The organism is Granulicella rosea, assembly GCF_900188085.1.
Lineage (GTDB): Bacteria > Acidobacteriota > Terriglobia > Terriglobales > Acidobacteriaceae > Edaphobacter > Edaphobacter rosea.
On record NZ_FZOU01000001.1, the window covers coordinates 1,098,295 to 1,115,404 of the forward strand.

The 17,110-nt window shown below is 63.6% G+C and carries 12 protein-coding genes; 1 reads left to right on the top strand and 11 read right to left on the bottom strand.

Annotated features, from left to right (window positions below; translation table 11 throughout):
- Positions 1-92: 92 nt before the first annotated feature.
- The 8 genes from CHB87_RS04695 to mdcA form a co-directional block, all read right to left on the bottom strand.
- Positions 93-1,937, bottom strand: a complete 1,845-nt coding sequence (locus tag CHB87_RS04695; protein WP_089407198.1) for a glycoside hydrolase family 30 beta sandwich domain-containing protein — start codon at positions 1,935-1,937, stop codon at positions 93-95.
- A gap of 149 nt (positions 1,938-2,086) precedes the next feature.
- Positions 2,087-2,995 carry an ACP S-malonyltransferase gene (locus tag CHB87_RS04700; RefSeq protein ID WP_089407199.1) on the bottom strand — a complete coding sequence of 303 codons (909 nt, stop codon included), beginning with the start codon at positions 2,993-2,995 and terminating at the stop codon, positions 2,087-2,089.
- On the bottom strand, positions 2,992-3,621 hold the full coding sequence (locus CHB87_RS04705; protein WP_089407200.1) for a malonate decarboxylase holo-ACP synthase: 630 nt from the start codon (positions 3,619-3,621) through the stop codon (positions 2,992-2,994). The genes CHB87_RS04700 and CHB87_RS04705 overlap by 4 nt, the downstream gene beginning before the upstream one ends.
- Complete coding sequence (locus CHB87_RS04710) at positions 3,618-4,580, bottom strand: AEC family transporter (protein ID WP_176441594.1); 963 nt, start codon at positions 4,578-4,580, stop codon at positions 3,618-3,620. Before CHB87_RS04710 ends, CHB87_RS04705 begins: the two co-directional genes overlap by 4 nt.
- Positions 4,564-6,243 (bottom strand): biotin-independent malonate decarboxylase subunit beta, encoded by a 1,680-nt coding sequence (locus tag CHB87_RS04715; RefSeq protein WP_089407202.1) that lies wholly within the window; start codon positions 6,241-6,243, stop codon positions 4,564-4,566. The genes CHB87_RS04710 and CHB87_RS04715 overlap by 17 nt, the downstream gene beginning before the upstream one ends.
- Entirely contained in the window at positions 6,236-6,547 is a 312-nt protein-coding gene (gene mdcC, locus CHB87_RS04720; protein WP_245817846.1) for a malonate decarboxylase acyl carrier protein, read from the bottom strand. Before mdcC ends, CHB87_RS04715 begins: the two co-directional genes overlap by 8 nt.
- Positions 6,548-6,549: 2 nt before the next feature.
- Positions 6,550-7,419 carry a triphosphoribosyl-dephospho-CoA synthase gene (locus CHB87_RS04725; RefSeq protein ID WP_245817807.1) on the bottom strand — a complete coding sequence of 290 codons (870 nt, stop codon included), beginning with the start codon at positions 7,417-7,419 and terminating at the stop codon, positions 6,550-6,552.
- Positions 7,419-9,098: a malonate decarboxylase subunit alpha gene (gene mdcA, locus CHB87_RS04730; RefSeq protein ID WP_089407204.1), complete on the bottom strand. Its 1,680-nt coding sequence runs from the start codon at positions 9,096-9,098 to the stop codon at positions 7,419-7,421. The genes CHB87_RS04725 and mdcA overlap by 1 nt, the downstream gene beginning before the upstream one ends.
- Positions 9,099-9,184: 86 nt before the next feature.
- Between mdcA and CHB87_RS04735 the strand changes: the two genes are divergently transcribed.
- On the top strand, positions 9,185-10,105 hold the full coding sequence (locus CHB87_RS04735; RefSeq protein ID WP_089407205.1) for a LysR family transcriptional regulator: 921 nt from the start codon (positions 9,185-9,187) through the stop codon (positions 10,103-10,105).
- 18 nt (positions 10,106-10,123) lie between these two features.
- Here CHB87_RS04735 and CHB87_RS04740 read toward each other — a convergent pair whose 3' ends face one another.
- From CHB87_RS04740 to CHB87_RS04750, 3 genes are all read right to left on the bottom strand, one after another.
- Positions 10,124-13,297 (bottom strand): beta strand repeat-containing protein, encoded by a 3,174-nt coding sequence (locus CHB87_RS04740; RefSeq protein WP_089407206.1) that lies wholly within the window; start codon positions 13,295-13,297, stop codon positions 10,124-10,126.
- An 84-nt stretch (positions 13,298-13,381) separates the two neighbouring features.
- A complete protein-coding gene (locus CHB87_RS04745) occupies positions 13,382-15,619 on the bottom strand; it encodes an NHL repeat-containing protein (RefSeq protein WP_089407207.1) in 2,238 nt (745 codons plus the stop codon).
- A 35-nt stretch (positions 15,620-15,654) separates the two neighbouring features.
- Complete coding sequence (locus CHB87_RS04750) at positions 15,655-16,935, bottom strand: SGNH/GDSL hydrolase family protein (RefSeq protein ID WP_089407208.1); 1,281 nt, start codon at positions 16,933-16,935, stop codon at positions 15,655-15,657.
- Between the last annotated feature and the right edge of the window lie 175 nt (positions 16,936-17,110).

Sequence of the window (17,110 nt, forward strand, 5' to 3'; positions counted from 1 at the left end):
ATCGCAAAAAAGTAGATGAGTCAGCCGGGTGCCACTCTAGTGACGTGGGCGATGATTTGTAAAATGCGTAGTTCGGATGCCTTTGATTGAGTTTACTTATCAGTCAAAATCCCCGGCGCCGCGGCGATCGGAGTAAGCAGCACATCGCCCGGAAGCCTGCCTTCCGCGCCTGCCGAGGAGCATCCGCCAGTGCGTGAGAGCGCGATGCAAAGACCATCGGCGGCGATGCGAAGCGGCAGCGGCGCGATCTGCGTGCCGGTCAGCGTCAGGGCCGCGAGGCGTCCGGCGCTCGAGACGGCCAGAGCCTGCGCGGTGCCCACATTGCGAATCTCAAACCGGCCGCTGGCGAGCCGGTGGATCGTCCAAAGCTGGTTGGCGCCATCGCCGAGCGGCCGCTCGAGAAGATCGCTCTGATGCGGCGCCGCTTCAAGCGCAAGCCGCTCGCCATGCGCGGGCTGTATCGCCAGCCGATACAGCCCATCCCGCACCATGGGCAAAGGCGTGCCCCACGTCAACGTGGTGAGCGCATGCGCAGGCAGCGTGTACTCGAAGCTCTCTTTGCCCGCGCCGATGTCGACGCCGATCGTCGCAGCAGCCGGCGCAAGGTTCAGCAGCAGCAGCGCATCGGTTCCATCCTCGTTTTCGTACGCCTCCGCCATGACACTGCCAGAGCCCGCAACGACCGCGCCAATGTGCGTGGCGCCGGGATGCACGTAAGGCGCGGCCTGCGCCAGCACGTAGTAGCCCGCGGTGCGTTTGAATTGCGTCTCTCCGCCATGCTTTTCAAACGTAATCAGTCCGGTGCATTGATCGCAGCCACCGTTGTGCGGATCGCCGTGCGAGTCCAGCGCGATGTTCCACAGCATCACGCTGCGCGCGCCGTACTTCGGAGCGCCCATCAGCAGATGCTGCGCCTGCCACAGAAACGTTTCGGCGAAGGGCGAACTGTTGATAGCCGAACACTCCGTGAACCACAGCCGGGTATTGGGATGACTACGCAAAAAAGCGCCTTGCGCGGACTCGTTGCCGCCATAGCAATGAAAGCTGATGCCCGCGAACAGATCGGGTGAGCCAGCGGGCTTCAGCCGCTCGGCTTCGCTCAACAGCTTTTCGGGATATTCCAGGTGGTTCCAGTTATGCTCGTAGCCGAAGAGCAGTGGCGAGCGGCCCGCAGCCTTCAACATCGGCACGAGCGTGGCCGCGAGCTTGGCCTCCTGCTCCGGTGACATCGCCTGCGTGGGATAGCTCGGGTTTTCGTTCATTGGTTCGTTCTGCAGCGCCAGCGCGAAGAGCGGCACGCCCTGCATGCTGTACGCCTCGACGGTTCGCGCAAGGTAGCGCGCATAAACGTCGACGTTGCGATCGTCGAGCGAGCCGGCGCGCATCGAATGATTCAGCTTCATCCATGCCGGCGCGCTCCACGGCATGCCCATCACGCGCAGTCGCGGATTCAGATGCTCCGCCTCGCGCAGCAGCGGGAAGAGGTATCGCTCATCGGCCCTGGCGGAGAACTGTTCAAGCGTCGGGTCGGACTTTGCGCCAACGGGATCGTCGTAGCTGTAATCGCCATGCGCCGAGAAGTCGCTCGCCCCGATCGGTTGACGCAGCAGCGTGAGACCCAGCGGACCGTCGGGCGCGAAGACCTCGTGCATCAGGGCATCACGCTGCTCTGGTGAAAGATGCGCGATCAGCGACGCGCTGCTATCGGTCAGCGATGCGCCGAAGCCATCCATCGTCTGCATTCGCATGGTCGCATCGATCTGGATACGAACCTTCGCCGTAGATGCGCCCGGTTCAAGCGGCAGCGTCTTGCGAACGAGCAACTCCTTCTCGTCCGCGGTGCTTTCCACGACGTGGACGGTCTGTGCGGCAAGCCGCGATGTGGCGTTCAGAGCAAGGAGCAGGAGCAGAGGCGCGGAGCGGCGAAGAAGGGTCATAGCTAAACTTTAGCGAGTTATATGCCGCGCTCGTTTGCGATGAAGATGATTTCTTATTCCCATATGTATCCGATTTTCTTATCACCAGATCGACAAGCTCGACCATGCCTGGCCGGTTTGCGCTGCAACGCCTTCAAATGACCCCCGTTCTACACTGTGCGTCTGGCCTCGCGCAACAAGATGTCCCAGCGAAGATCCGCCGCGGCAAGAACCTTCAAGTCCGGATAGGCCTCGGTCGCCAGTCGGGTCAGGGTGTGGCCCGGTGGCGCTTCAAAAAGGCGCGTCACTCCAAAGCCGTAAAGCGCCGCCTGCACATCATGCCATCGAACCGGATACGCCATATTCCAGGCAAGGTCTTCGCATATCGCAACAGCCTTCAGCAAAGGCCGCGCGGTGCGATTCGAAATCACGGGAAAGGCGGCATTCTGCATGGGAAGCGTCTCGGCAAAGGCATGCAACTCGCGCGCCGCGTTCGCCAGATCGGCCGTGTGCGATGCCGTCGCCATGCCGAGCAGCATCGCTGTATGTGCGCCTCCGGCTTTGGCGACTGGCAGGAACCGTAGCAACTCGTCGCGTTCTCCCGCGAGCACGAATTGCACGGGCGAATTGTAGTTGGCGATGGTGATCCCGGTGTTTTGCAGCAGCTCGCCAACCGTGCGCTCGCGAAGACCTTCGACGACCACCATGCCATGACGCATGGGGAAAGCCGCATCCATCAACTCGGCGCGCCGTTGCACAAAGCGAAGCGCATCGGAGAACGCAATTGCGCCCGCGGCGACCGCGGCGGCAAACGCACCGACGGACATGCCCGCCGCAACCTCGAACGCGATGCCTTCGGCTTTGAGGTAACGCACAAAGGCTACGCCCGCGGTCAGCATCGACATCTGCGCCGCCACGGTTGTCGCGAGCGTCTCCGCGCTATCCAGTTTCAGTACGTCATCGCCAAGATACTGCGAGGCCTCGTCGAAGACGCCTTGCACGGCGGCATGACTCGGCAAGGCATGCAAAAAGCCCGGCGTCTGCGAGCCTTGTCCAGGGAAGAGCAGGCCGTTGCTCATGCGGCGTTCTCCGCTCTCGGATCGATCCAGGGATGGGCCGTCAGCACGGGGCCGGCATTGGTCCGGAGCATGCAGGTCGCCGAGGCCGCGTACTCCGCGAGTGCGAAGCCGCCGAAAGGCGTCTCGACGACGACGTCCACCGCAGCATGCAGATTGACTGTAACGCTCAAAAGATCGCGCGCTTCGGCTCTGCTGAACCATCGATCCGCGCGTATCTGGAGATCGAGATCGCTGGACGCGGTCACGGTCGCGATGCGTGAAGCAAGTTCGAAGCCTGCGCTGCCAGTTGGCCCCCAGGGCATAGCCAACCCACGCCATAGAGTTCTAAGACGATCGAGTGCCTTGAACACAGGTAGAGCAGAGCCGCTGTTGCGCGGCGCCAGGTCCGCAGGCGATTCGATGCGTACGACGGCTTCGGGCTCCATCCACCCGGCGTAGCGCTCCGACCGCGCATGGCCGCGAACCCCGACCGGGATGCGCCCGCTGCGGGCGTTGCCACGTCGCACGACGACGAGCGGCAGCCGATGCAGATGCATGAATGCCGCACTCGCATCGTGCTCGAAGTGAAACATTGCGGGCGCAAAGCAGACATGAAGTAAGTCGTGCGGTCGCGGCGCGTCGCTCATAGGAATCGTCCTGCGAAGAAGATGGCGATGGGAAGCGTCACGATGCTGAAGACCGTGCTGAGCAGAAGCGTCGAGCTTGCTTCGATCGACTCTACGCCATAGCGCGCGCTGAAGACGGTTCCAAAGAAGCCGGCGGGCACTGCGGCCAGGAGGAACGCCTCGGCCGCGATCTGCCCATGCATGCGAAAGAGGATGAGAAACAATGCGACAAGCACAGGCTGGCCTACGTTCTTCAGCAGCAGACCGACCGCAACCTCACCGGTAAGCCGTATGCGCTGCGCGGAGAGGATAAGCCCGGTAAGGAAGAGCGCCAGCCCAACCGTGCATTTACCGATAAGGTCGAGCGATGCGACCACGGGCGGCGGCAGCACGACGCCGCAGATTGGAACCAGCAGGGCGAAGAGTGGAGCGAGTACGATGGGTCTTCGTGCGGAGGCCAGGATCGCAGGCCCGAGGCGTTCACGTATGGAAGGCGCCGTCTCTTCCTGCTGCGCCGCGTGACACTCCAGCAGAACCAGCGTAATGGGCGATACGATGAGCGCACCGGCAATGATGCCCGCAGCCACGGCCAGTAGGCCCGTCGCGCCGTAAAGACTGGCGAGCAGGGGAAGTCCGACCGCAACGTTATTCGCAAACGATACGGTGAGCGACTGCACCGCGGCGCGGCTGACCGAGGTCTTGAAGAGTCGGCGGCTGATGAAGAAGACCAGCGAATAAGTCGCGATCATCGCAAGCCCCAGCACCCCGAGCAGCGGAGACTGCGAACGCAGCACTGCGGGCGGCGTTCGAGCTACACCGAGGAAGAGCGAGCAGGGTAGCGCGAAGTGCATCAGGGTGGTCGTCAGCGCATGGGTGTTGCGATTGTCCACGCGCTTGCGGCGTCCGGCGTAATAGCCCATGGCCAGCACGAAGAAGACGGGAATCAATGTCTCAAAAAAAAACTTAGAGGTTGCCGGCATGGATGAGGGACTCTCCCTTGCTTTGAATTCTTTGAGCGTCGATCGCATGCCACTGCGTTCGCATCATCTGTTCCACCGTGGCGGTTGCGGCGCGTAGCGGGTTGTCCTTCGTTGGGTCGACCAGCGTCCCGTTACGAAGCTGCGTGAGTGCGTCGTTGAGAGCAGCCTGCACGAGAGCAACCTCTGCTGGGTTAGGCGTGTCGGCAGGGACATCCGGGATCAGCGTATGAATGATGCCGAGTTGGTGCGCTTGTGTGATCGAGTAAGACATGGGCGGCACAGCCTCCGCGGCGGCGCTTACCTCGGCGACGGTGCGGCGCGTGATGCGTGCGATAGACTCCTGACTCATCGCATGCATGATCACGCCTGGGACATCGAGTGCAAGGATGATGTCGGACTGCAGCCCATGGGCAAGAAAGGATCCGGAGATTGCCTTGCCGACGACGAGCGTGATGACTGGGTGGCCTGCGCGCCTCGCCTCCGCATAGGCGTCGACGGCAGAGGCGCATGCGGCTGAGATGCAGAGCTCCTCCTCGATGCGACCGAAGGCCTGGCCCGGCGTATCCACCAGGGCAAGGATCGGCCGGTGTGTGCCCTTCACGTCTTCGCGTTCGAGCCATGTGCGAATGCAGGCCGCAAGCGCCAGCGCTTGTTCAAGGCCCATCTCGCCGTGCGATGCGCGTGGAAAGGCGCTGGCAGCGTCGGGTGAGATTGCCAGCGCCAACGCGGCCTCAAGATGCGATCCGTTGTTGAGGTGCGCTTTACCATGCAGGACCGAGGGCGTGTCGAGCGCGATCTGTGCGGTATGTCCGCAGAGAAGCTCAAGCCAGCGGCCCGCGCGACCCGGTGGCTGCGCGTCGATCGGCGCCTTGCGTTTGAAACGTCGACGCAATCCAGCGAGTCGTTCCCGTTCATGCAGGATGCGTTTGGGAGGCGACACGCCGACGGATAGCGCATGCCGGACAGCGGCCAGAACGGACGCCGCGGCGTCCTCCGAGACCGCATCGACGAATCCATCGCGCAGTCTCGCTTCGCACCCAACCAAGCGCCATATCTGCTGGCGGTCGGTGGCGTCCAACTCCTCTGGGCCAGCCTCCTGCTCGATCACCTCGGGTCCGTTCATGCCCAGCCTGCCGTGTGGCGTGCCGATGATCGAGGTGCATAGCGAAGCCGCAAGCGACATGCCTCCGAAGCATCCGGTGGGGCCAGCCACCACGGCGATCACCGGCGCCAGCTCGCGCAACTCGACGATGGCCGTCTGAATACTGGCGATGGCCGCCAGGCCCAGATTCGCCTCGCCCAGCCGGACGCCGCCGGTCTCGAGCAGCATCAGGGCTGGCGTGGCGTTGCCCTTGCGACTGGCCTCTGCGGCGAGTCGCAATGCGTTCGCGATCTTCGCACCTCCGACCTCACCGATGCTGCCGCCTTCAAACGACGGTTCGATGGCGATAGCGACGGTCTCGGCTCCATCGATGAAGCCCCGCACAACGATAACGCCATCGTCACTTTGCGGTACAAGCCCCTGGCGTTCGAGCCACGGTGAACCGACTCTGCAGAAGGGGTCGACAAGCTCTTCAAAGCCCGGGTCGAGCAGCGACGCCAGGCGCTCGCGCGGAGACAGTTCGACAAAGCTCGGTTCACGGCGTTGCATATGTTCAATCATGGTTACAATCCTTGCAGGCGAGTTCGATCCCTTGTTCCAGACGTAGCCAGACGGCGCCTGGGGTCGCGCCGCTGTCGCGTATCTCGATCCTCACTGCGAACGGATGGCGCTCGAAGAATCGCTTGATGACAGCCTCCCACGTCGCGCGGTGGCCAGAGACCTTGGTCGTCACGGCGACGATGGCCTCGTTCTCCTCATTCGGTTCCAGCAGCAGCTCAAGATCGCCCGACCCGACGACTCCAATGTGTGCGCGATTCGCCACGCGGTCCCGAGCAGGCAGGCTTATGGTGAAGTATTCCATCATCGTCAATCGCCCTCCCACTGGCGCGCGAGTGAATCTAAAAACAGCGTAGCAGCAAGCAGATCGGCAGCGCCCCCGGGCGATGCCCAACGTTGCATCAGCACGGCATCGAGCGCTGCAAAGGCCTGCCTTCCAGCGACGGTCTCGTAACCTCCGAGATCGAGCACTCGCTGGGCGCCGGTCTGTGCGGCTTCGAGCGTCGCCGTGCCGCCACGATGAAGCAGGCATGTATCGTTGAGCCTCGACATGATGGACAGCAGAGCATCCAGCCTCGCGGTCCGCTCGCCGCAGCCGCGCGACCGCGCCGCGCGCAACGATCTTAGTCCCAGGCGAGCGTGAGGGAAGCCCGCGATTGCTTCGCCCCGTGCTCCTGTTGCGCCAAAACGCAGCAGGACGTTTGCTCCATGAGACGAAGCCCACGGCGCCTGACGGTCAGGTGTCTTCGCAAGCTGCGCAGCGGCTCCGCCTATCTCGTCAAGATCGAAGCCTCCTGTCCGCGCCGTCGCCGCGACGAGCAGCCCTAAAGCCCAGATCGCGCCGCGATGCGTGTTCACTCCGCACGTCGTTACGAGCATGGCCGCCTCGGCATCGCGTCCAAGCGAGCCAAGCTCTTCGCGCAGCACATGGTCGACACGGCCGTGCAGCCCAGCCGCGGCCATCGCCTCGAAGAAGGGCCGCAACGTGCGCGCGGAGCTCAACATCAGGTCAAGCGTTAGATCGTGATGCGCTCCGCTGCCGCGACGATCGACGAGACCCGGCTTCGGCGTAAGCTCGGCTTCGTCGACAAGCGCCTGCACAGCAAGTGCGGCCAGTTCACAGGGAACAGGCGCAGCCTGAAATCGCACGGCGTGTGGAAGAGGTTCAAGTGTTTGCACTACCAGCTCCTGAACTTCGTGGGCGGGTTATAGAGATCGCCGGACCAGCGAACCAGATCGGACATGCTGGTCGCCGCAAGCATCGAACGCTTGGCGCGAAGCCGCGAGACGCCGAGATCCTCGGGATAAGCCACGATGCCCAAACGCCGCAGCCGTGCGACATCCGCTGCCTGGCTGCGAAGACCGACGGGGCTTACGCCTGCTACCGCGGCCAGGGCCTTTCGACGCTCCTCCTGCCCCTCCGCGCGATAGAGATAGGCGATGCCTTCTTCTGTAACCACATGCGTTACATCATCGCCGTAGATCATGACGGGCGCGATCGGCATGTGGTTCGTGAGGCCAACCTCGACCGCGTCCAACTGCTCGACGAACGCCGGTACGCCGCCACGCTGGAAGGTCTCCGCGACCTGTACGACGAGCTTGTGCCCGCGTTGAATCTCTGCCTCGCCACGCAAGAGTCTTAGCCATGCCGCGGAAGCATGGCGACGTCCGCGCGGATCGTGGCCCATGTTCGGTGCGCCTCCAAAGCCGGCTATACGGCCATGCGTCACGGTCGAGGAGTTCGCGTCCGGGTCCATCTGCAAGGTCGAGCCAATGAAGAGGTCGATGCCGTACTGGCCCGCTAGCTGGCAGAGAACGCGGTTCGAACGAAGCGAGCCGTCGCGCCCGGTGAAGAAGATGTCGGGCCGCGCGGCGACATACTGCTCCATGCCGACCTCGGAGCCGAAGCAGTGAACGCTCTCGACCCATCCGCTTTCAATGGCGGGGATGAGCGTGGGGTGAGGATTGAGCGCCCAGTTCCGGCAGATCTTTCCCTTCAGGCCAAGTTCTTCGCCGTAGGTCGGCAACAGCAGCTCAATGGCCGCCGTGTCGAAACCAATGCCATGGTTGAGCGATGTAATGCCGTAGCGTTCGTAGATGCCGCGGATGACCATCATGCCCATCAGGATGTGCAGCTCGTTGATGTGGCGGGGGTCGCGCGTGAAGAGCGGCTCGACGGCATAGGGCTGCGGCGATTCGACGATCAGGTCGACCCAGCCGCCGGGTATGTCGACGCGCGGCAGCTCGTCGACGATCTCGTTTACCTGTGCGAGTACGATGCCATCGCGAAACGCAGTGGCTTCGACGATGGTCGGCGTATCCTCGGTGTTCGGCCCCGTGTAGAGATTGCCATGCCGATCCGCCTTGTCCGCGCAGATGAAGGCGACGCGCGGCGGTAGATCGATGAACATGCGCGCGTACAGCTCCACGTATGTGTGGATGGCGCCGATCTCGAGCATCCCGTCTTCGAGCAACTGCGCCAGCCGCAGGCTCTGTGGGCCGGCGAAGGCGAAGTCCACACGGCGTGCGATGCCACGCTCGAAGAGTTGCAGATGTTCAGGCCGCGTGATGCTTGAGATGAGCAGATGCAGATCGTGGATGACGTTTGCATCGAGCTTCGCCAACGCAGCCGACAGGAAGCTCGCCTGCTTCTGGTTGTCGCCTTCGAGAACAATGCGATCGCCCGGCCGCAGCAGCAGCGTGATCGCGTCGGTGATGTCGGAGGACGCGAGAATCTTGCCATCCGTAAGGTGGCCGATGCGCGAGAGCCGGCTTCGCTTGTCCTGTCGGCGTGTGTCCCACACGCGCTCTTGTCCGGTTGCATTTGGCTGGACATAAGGCTGTTCCTGCTGGGTCATGAACGCCCCTTGAACTTCATGGAAGAAGGTGAAAGTATGGTGCGGCCCTGATAAGTCTTACTTATCAGCGGCCGGAGAGTCAGGGTATGGGACCAAGACAACTGCGTTCGTTTATTGCCGTCGCGGAGGAGCTTCACTTTGGTCGAGCGGCCAAGCTCGTGCACCTCAGCCAGCCCGCGTTGAGCCTGCAGATCAGCGGCATCGAGGAAGAACTCGGCGTGCAGTTGCTCATTCGCAACCGCCGCAAGACCGAGCTGACGCAGGCGGGAACGATCTTCCTGGGCGAAGCGCGCGAGGTCGTGCAGCGTATGGAAGAGGCGATCACCCTGACCCGGCGCGCCGCTCTCGGTCAGGTGGGCACGCTGCGTATCGGCTTCATCTCGACCGCCGCGGCCATCCTGATGCCGCCGCTGGTCAAGCGTTTTCGCGAGCGTTACGAGCATGTGGAGATGGAGCTGCGCAACGTGTTGACGCGCGATCAGGTGACGCAACTGCTCGAACGCAAGCTCGACGTCGGCTTCCTGCGCGTACCGCTGCCGACCCCGCCCGAGATTCGCACCCGTGTCATTCATCGTGAGCCCTTTGTGCTTCTGTTGCCTGCAAGTCATCCGCTGGCGGCCAAAGAGGATCTGCAACTCGCCGACTGCCGGGGAGCGGATTTCGTGATGTACACCCGAAAGATGGCGCCTGGCTTTCATGACCAATGTATGAACATCCTCCATCAAAACGGTCTCATGCCGCATGTCGTGCAGGAGGCGGCCGAGATGTATACCCTCATCTCGCTGGTCGCCGCGGGGCTTGGCATCGCCATCGCGCCGGCCTCGATCCAACTGCATCAAGCTGAAAATGTGGTGGTGCGTCCGTTGTCCGGGAAGCAGCATTTCTCTGAGATTGCGATTGCCTGGAACCGCGAACATACCTCGTCGACGGCACAGCTCTTTTTGAAGATGGCCTTCGAGGGATCGCGTCCCCGCAAGCAGGCCGTGGAACCGGAAGAGGCGCGGTAGCCTCTTCCGGGAGCGTGTTTACTGCTGCAGGACCGTGACGACGGGGACGGCCGCAGTGGTGGCGGGAATGGAGACTGCACGCTTGCTCGTGATGGCATAAATAATAGCAGTCGGCGTCGTCGATGTGGTGGTTGTCACGACATTGCGGCCGGTTGCGTCTTCAAGAAAGAGCAGGGAAGCGGTTTGCCCAAACGCCAGCGTTCCACTCGGGCTGCTGCTGTCGAGCGACGTCGAGAGCGCGCCGTTGATATAGGAGTTCACGCCGCCTGTGCTGAGCGTGAAGACCTCCTCGCCGGAAGATACGGTTGAGGCTGCGGGAGCCGCCAGCGTGTCCGCCGCGTACGCGCCCGAAAGCAGCGTAGGTAGAGGAGCGACGGCAACTTGCAGCTCGTATTGAGCGATTGCCGGGTAAGTGGATGTGCCGGCCTGGTCGAGTGCGAAGCCCGCGCCGGTGTTGTAGAGGTAGAGCACCAGATTGGTTGCGCCGCCCGTGGTAACGACCGTGCGGCCGTTCGTCGCGGTCGCGTAGGTGATCGCGGTTGCGGCGGTGGTGGCGAAGGTTCCGGCGCGGTTGCTGTCCTGCGCCAGCGTCGCCGTGCCGCTGCCCGTATTGGTGAGCTGCGTCAACGTGGCGTTCAGTGCGCTGGGATAAAGCGCCGAGCCATCGCCGCCGCTCGCCTGCGACTCGTAGCCGATGGAGCGACCGGTAAGGCTTGCGGCGCTGTAGGTAGTCTGCTGCTGCAGTTGTACATCGCCATAGAGCAAGGTGTTGCTCGCGTGTGTGTCGGTGGAGAGCAGGAGCAGTTCGTTCGCGCTCACGATCACATAGGTGTAGTCGGTGGGCGCCGCGACGAAGATCGTGCCCGTGGGCGTCAGCTTCATCGTGCCGCGTCCGTTGCTGGTGGAAGGCGTGGTGAACGATCCGGCGAGAGTCAGTCCGGTGTAGTTCGTCCCGTAGGCCGCTGCGTCCTCCTGGCCTGCCGAGAGCGTCGCCGCGCCATCCGCCGTGAAGACGCCGACTGCCGCGACAGGACCGAAGCGAGGCGAGCTGGCGCAGCTGCTGCATGGCGACTCACCCGACAGACCGAAGACAAAGTTGCCCTTGATGCTTGCTGCGCTGAAGGCCGCCGCGTTCTGCCGCTTTGCGAAGCCTGTTGCAGTGCTGCCCGTTCCACTGGCGTTGTCGAACTCCGTCAACGCAAGGTTCTGTGCGATGGAGCCCGAGAGGTTCGAAGCCGCGACGGCATAGACGGTGGTCGTGCCGCCCGCGGTCAGGACCATCAGCCCGCGGTTGTCCGTGCCAAGGGTGTATGAGCCCGTCACCGCGAGCGACTGCTGTACACCGCTCGCGGTATTGATGTCCTCGATACCCGTGATATTGCCCGCGCCATCCGCGGTGATGCTGCCGATTGCCGCGAAGCCGTACACCTTGCCGCTTGCGCTGCCATTGGCGAAGCCATTCAACAGGAAGCCATAGCCGCCCGACAGAGCGGAGTTGCCAGCGCCCGCCGCGAGCGTCGTACCGATCGCCACGGTGAACTGCCGACTGGTCGTCACGACGGGCGATTCCGAATCGGCAAGTTGCAGGGTGAAGGTGTAGGATCCGGCAGCCAGCGGCGTTCCCGAGAGTACGCCAGCAGTTGAAAGCGAGAGCCCGACCGGAAGCGTTCCGGACGCGACCGTCCATGTGTAAGGGGTTGCGCCGCCCGTGGCTGCAAGCGTGCTGCTGTATGCCGCGCCGATGTTGCCGGCGGGCAGGCTTGTGCTGCTGATGGTGAGTGCGGCAAGCGCGACCACCGGCAGCGCCAGCGTCTTGGTGACCGATGCCGGGGTTGAATCCGTAGCCTGTACGGTGATGCTGTAGTTGCCCGCAGTCGTCGGCGTACCACTGATGACGCCCGCGCTCGAAAGGGTCAATCCCGCGGGCAGTGCGCTGCTGCCGGTTGCCAGGCTCCAGGTGACGGGCGCGTTGCCGCCGGTCGACTGGAGCGTTGTGCTATAGCCCGCGCTGACCGTTCCCTGCGGCAGGGAGGTGGTGCTGATCGCAAGCGTGCTGAGCACGACCGTGAGCGTATACGTCATCGTCACGGCCTGCTGCGGAACGCTCGTATCCGCAGCCTGAATCGTGACGCTGTAGTTGCCCGCAGTGGTCGGCGTGCCGCTGATCGTGCCGGTGGTGCTGTTCAATGCGAGGCCCGCCGGAAGCGTGCTTCCGCTGGCGACGGTCCAGGTGACGGGCAGCGTGCCTCCCGTGGAGGTAAGCGTCGTCGTATAGGCATTCTTCACAGCCCCGCTGGGCAACGTGGATGAGGTGATGGCAAGCGCTGTGTACACCGTAAGCGTGTAGGCGCGCGATGCAGTTTGCGGCGAGGGTTCCGTGTCGGTCACACTTGCGGTGAAGCTGTAGTTGCCCGCGATCGTAGGCACGCCCGAGATCACGCCCGCGCTCGAAAGCGTAAGGCCCGCAGGCAGTGCGCCGCCTGAGATCTTCCATGTAAACGGAGCGACGCCGCCGGTATTGGCCAGCGTGGCGCTATAGGTCTTGCCCGCGACGGCGTTCGTCAAGGTCGCGGCCGGTATGGAGAGAGGCGCGCCGCTTACATTCAGCGCCAGGACGGCAGAGGTCGAGAGAGGCGTTGCTGCGGAGTCGGTGACCCGCACCGTCAGCGTGGAGCTGACGGCGGCTGTCGGCGTGCCGCTGATGACGCCAGTCGAAGAGAGCGTAAGTCCCGCGGGCAACGTACCCGAAACCAGCGAGAAGCTGACCGCGCCGCTGCCGCCGGAGTATGCCAGTTGCGTGTTGTACGCCGCGCCGACCGTGCCTGCGGGCAGTGTGGTCGACGTGATCGCTGGCGCAGCCGCATAGTTCACAACGGTTGCCGCGGAGTAGAGGTCGTTCTTCGCCGGGATTGCCAGCACGACCGAAGAGTTTGCCGTGGCGACCGTTGCGGGCGCGGTGTAGACGACCGATGTAGCCGTCTGCGCGGAGAGCGTACCGGCGCCGGTCAGTTGCCACACGACGCCCGAGTTCGAGCTATCGCCCACAACCGTAGCGGTGATCGTCACGCTCTGCCCGGCGTCAAGCGCAAGCGGACCCACCGGCGAGATGGTATCGGAGATGATGACCACATTGCCGCCGCAACCGAACAACGTGAGCAGCGATAACAGCAGAGCCGGGGCGAACTTGCGCATGACGAAGGCCTTCTTGGTGTGAGAATGTGTGCGGGAGCGGCCCCGCGGGGAAGCCGCTCCGGATGATCCGTTGCAGTGATTGGCTTAGGGCTTCGAGGCAAGCGTGTAGTTGGCGATGCCACGCGAGAGCGGCGTTACCGTTGGGGTTGCTGCGCCAACCATCACCGTGACGAAGCCGATGGCGCTCGACGCGCCCGAAGGCGTGAACGTCGCGCTGTTCGCGACCCACAGATTTCCCGAGGGATCGACAGCTACGCCGCGCGCGCTGACGATCGTGCGTTTGGAGGTGGTGGTCGTCGTCCCAACCGTGCTGCTGTAGACGCCGCCGTACAGCCCCGTCGTCGGTGAGAGCGCTGCGCCCGCATTGGTGAACGCCGAGACCGTACCGCCCGGTACGCCACTCGTCGTACCCTGCGAGTTCGCCGTCCAGACCGCGCTGGCGCCGTCGATTGCGAGATACCACGGCGTGGAAAGGCCCGCGCCGGAGTAGCTTGCAAAGCTGATCTCGGAGTTGACGCTGGCCGCCGCGAGAGAGGCGGAGTAGTTCTCCGAGAACTTCGTCAGCGAGTACTTCGGCCCGGAGGTATCGGCCGTGGTGTAGTTCTGGTCGATCACCCAGAGATTGTTGCCGTTATCGACCGCAATGCCGGCGGGCGTGGAGAGCGGGGCATAGCCGGCGGAGTTGTTGGCAACCTTCGAAGCCGCGCCCGCGCAGGCCGCGTCGCCAATGGTGCTGAGCGCCGTGGCCGCGCCCGCGGCGGTCGAAGTGCCAGCCGTGGTGTAGGCCATCGTCATGCTGCCGCCATAGGTGCTGGTCGTCGTGCCGCCCAGCGTCAGGCCGGAGCAGCCCTGCTGGTTTACGGCGTAAACGAAGGAGCCGCCATTTGACGCCGCGTAGTTCGGCGAGCTTGGGTTGTTGCTCAGATCGACCGCTACGCCATAGGGGAGGACGGTGGTGGTCGCGCCCGCGACCGGCGTGGTGTAGGCGCCCTTCGCCAGCTCATAGAGCTTGCTGGAGTTGGTGGAGTACCAGACGTTGTTGCTGCCATCGACCGCGATACCTTCCGGCGTCAGTGTGCCGGTGGAGACGGCCGTGCTGACGCCGCCGTTCGCCGCGCCCGTGGCGTTCGAACCCGTAATGCCCACGACGGAGAAGCCGGACTGATCGATGATCCACGCATTGTTGGCCGTATCGAGCGCCACCTGGTAGGCCGTCTTCCATGCGGTGCTCGCGCCGTTCAATGTGTAGCTCGGAATCGTGGAGATGACGTTCCCGGTCGGATCGAGTTCATAGACGTTCGTGTTGCCAACGACCCACGCATTGCCGAACTGATCGATGGCCACGAAGCGCGGCGCCAGCGTGCCGGTCTGATAGCTGAGGCCGATGGTGAAGTCGTTGACAGTCGTATCGTATGGCACGAAGGGAGCGGACGGAATCGGAATCGCCGCAATGGCCGCGACGTTGCTTGTCGGATTCTTCGCCATGTAAAGCGCTGCCTGCAACGTATCGGTCGCGGAGTTGGTGTTGGTGAAGAGTGTGCTGCATGCGCTGGCGTTCGCGCCGGCTGAGTTCACGCACGCGGCGAGAATGTCCGCCAGCGTGTTCAGATGCCACGTCTCGACGTTCCATACGTTGCCCGTGGTGTTCGTGCCGGGCGTCGTGCCGGTGGTGGTGTTCACCAGGACGTTGGCGATGGCCATGGCGTTGGCGATGCCCTGCGTATTCGTCGCCGAAGTGCCGAAGCTATCGGAAGGAGTCGCCGGATAAGCAGAGCCGGAGAGCGCCGTGCCCGTTGTCGAGCCGAACTGCGCCATCGACCATACGCCAGCCACCGTGGTCAGTTCGTTGATGTTGATGAAGGTCGTGCTCGTGAGGTTGGAGCAGAGTCCCAGCGCGGCCATCAGCGCGATCGACGAGTTCGTGCCCGTGCCGAGCCCAGGGTCTCCGCCCGTCGCGGTGATGTAGACGTAGCTTCCCGCGGGGCAGGTGTAGGAGTTCGTGGGCAGCGTGAAGCCGCCGTTTACATTCGTCTTGATGGTCGTTCCCGTGATAAGCGGCGTCGCGGTCGAGCCATAGCCCGTCGTGCCCACCGCATAGAGCTGAATGAGAGCGCCGCTGATCGGCTGCTGGCCGCCGAAGGCCCTGCCTCCAATGGCCGATCCGGCGGTCGCCGCGCCATCCGGCAAGCTGTTCGAGAGCGCGGAGAAGTTGGCCGCACAGCCAGTGGCGAGCAGCATGCCCAGGGTCGCGCCGGCTGCAGTCAGCGCCTTCCGCGCCACGTTGTGAGCGTCCTTCTTATAAAGCTGAAACTTCGAAGTCATGGGGTGTTTCTCCTTGCGCTTGGCTGGATTGGGGCTTACTGAAAAAGGTGGAGGTCGATGGATTCACCCATCGCTTTGTAGCCTGCGTCGTTCGGGTGCAGGTGATCGCCGCTGTCATACGCAGGGAGGAGCCGTGCGGGACGTTGCGGGTCGGCGGCAGCCTTGTCGAAGTCGACCGCGCCATCGATATCCTTCGTGGTCAGAATCCACTTGTTGACCTCCAGCCGGGTCGCCTCCCAGGCGGGGGTCTCGTCCTTCGGGTTCGTTCCCTGGGAAGGCGTGATAGTGGCGACGATCAGCTTCAGCTTGCGTGCATGCGCCTCGCGCGCCATCAACTGAAACGCCTTGATGAGCTGCTGCGGTTGGATGACCTCGGGATTGCCGGCCGCCTGGCGTATGTCGTTGCCGCCCTCGAAGACGAAGATCCACTTCAACCCGGACTGCGCCAGTACGTCGCGATGGAAGCGCTTCAGCGCGCTCTCGCCGAAGATCGGACCCCATGCCCCGCGTCCATCGTTCAGCACGCGGTTGCCGGAGATGCCTGCGTTCAACACGGCGGGCGCATTCGCCGCGTCGGTCGTGCGCAGACGCTCGGCAAGGAAGTCCGTCCAGCGATGGTTAGCGTTCGGCGTCGAGTGCGCGCCATCGGTCGTCGAAGAGCCGAGTGCGACGATCGCTCCCGGCGAGGTGCGCGAGGCCACGTCCACCGCCGTCAAAATCAGATCGACCGTAATCTTGTGCGCGCCCTTCAACTCCGCCGCCGAGGTCTGTTCGCCCGGCGCCACCCACGAGGTCTGCAGCGCCGTGTAGTGAACCGCCGGCGCCGTCACCTTCTCCGGCACGAAGAAGCTCACGGCAAGGTTGCCGTCGGCGTTCGCGGGGAGGTTTACCGCGTCGCTCACCACCGACTCCCCCGGCGCGATGCTCACCTCCGGCTTGCCGCTGAAGGTTGCTGCCTTGTCCCCATCGCCCGCGATCTCGCTGCCTTTGCCCGCCGCCGCCACGCGCACCGAGCGGATCAGGAGCGGCGCCGTTCCGAAGGTATTCGAAAAGTGCAGCCGCACCGCCACGCCGCCGATCGACAGATGAACGATCTGCCGGACGGTGTCGCCGTTCAGCGAAAGCTGGTCCCGCCGCGGCTCCGCGTCGGCCGGAGCGCAGGGGCTCGCCATCCACGAGCCGACCCAGTGCGGCGTCTGCGCCAGCGCGCTGCTGGCGGCAAAAAGAGCGAAGCACGCCGCGAGATGCGTGATGCGAGCCAGGAAACCGCGCTTCGAAAATGCTGTCGCGGCCATTGCTTTGTGTTCGATTGACATGGTGTGGTTTACATCTTTCCTAAGCGGAACCAACCATAGAGAGGGCGTCTCCTATTTGTAAAGCTGATTTTGTCAATGAGTTTGTTCCGGTTTGGCTATCACAGGGGACGTCGTATTCGACCGCGCGGATACGCAGCAAAGGCCTCTTTGCCGCCTTGCGCCACACTCGATGTAA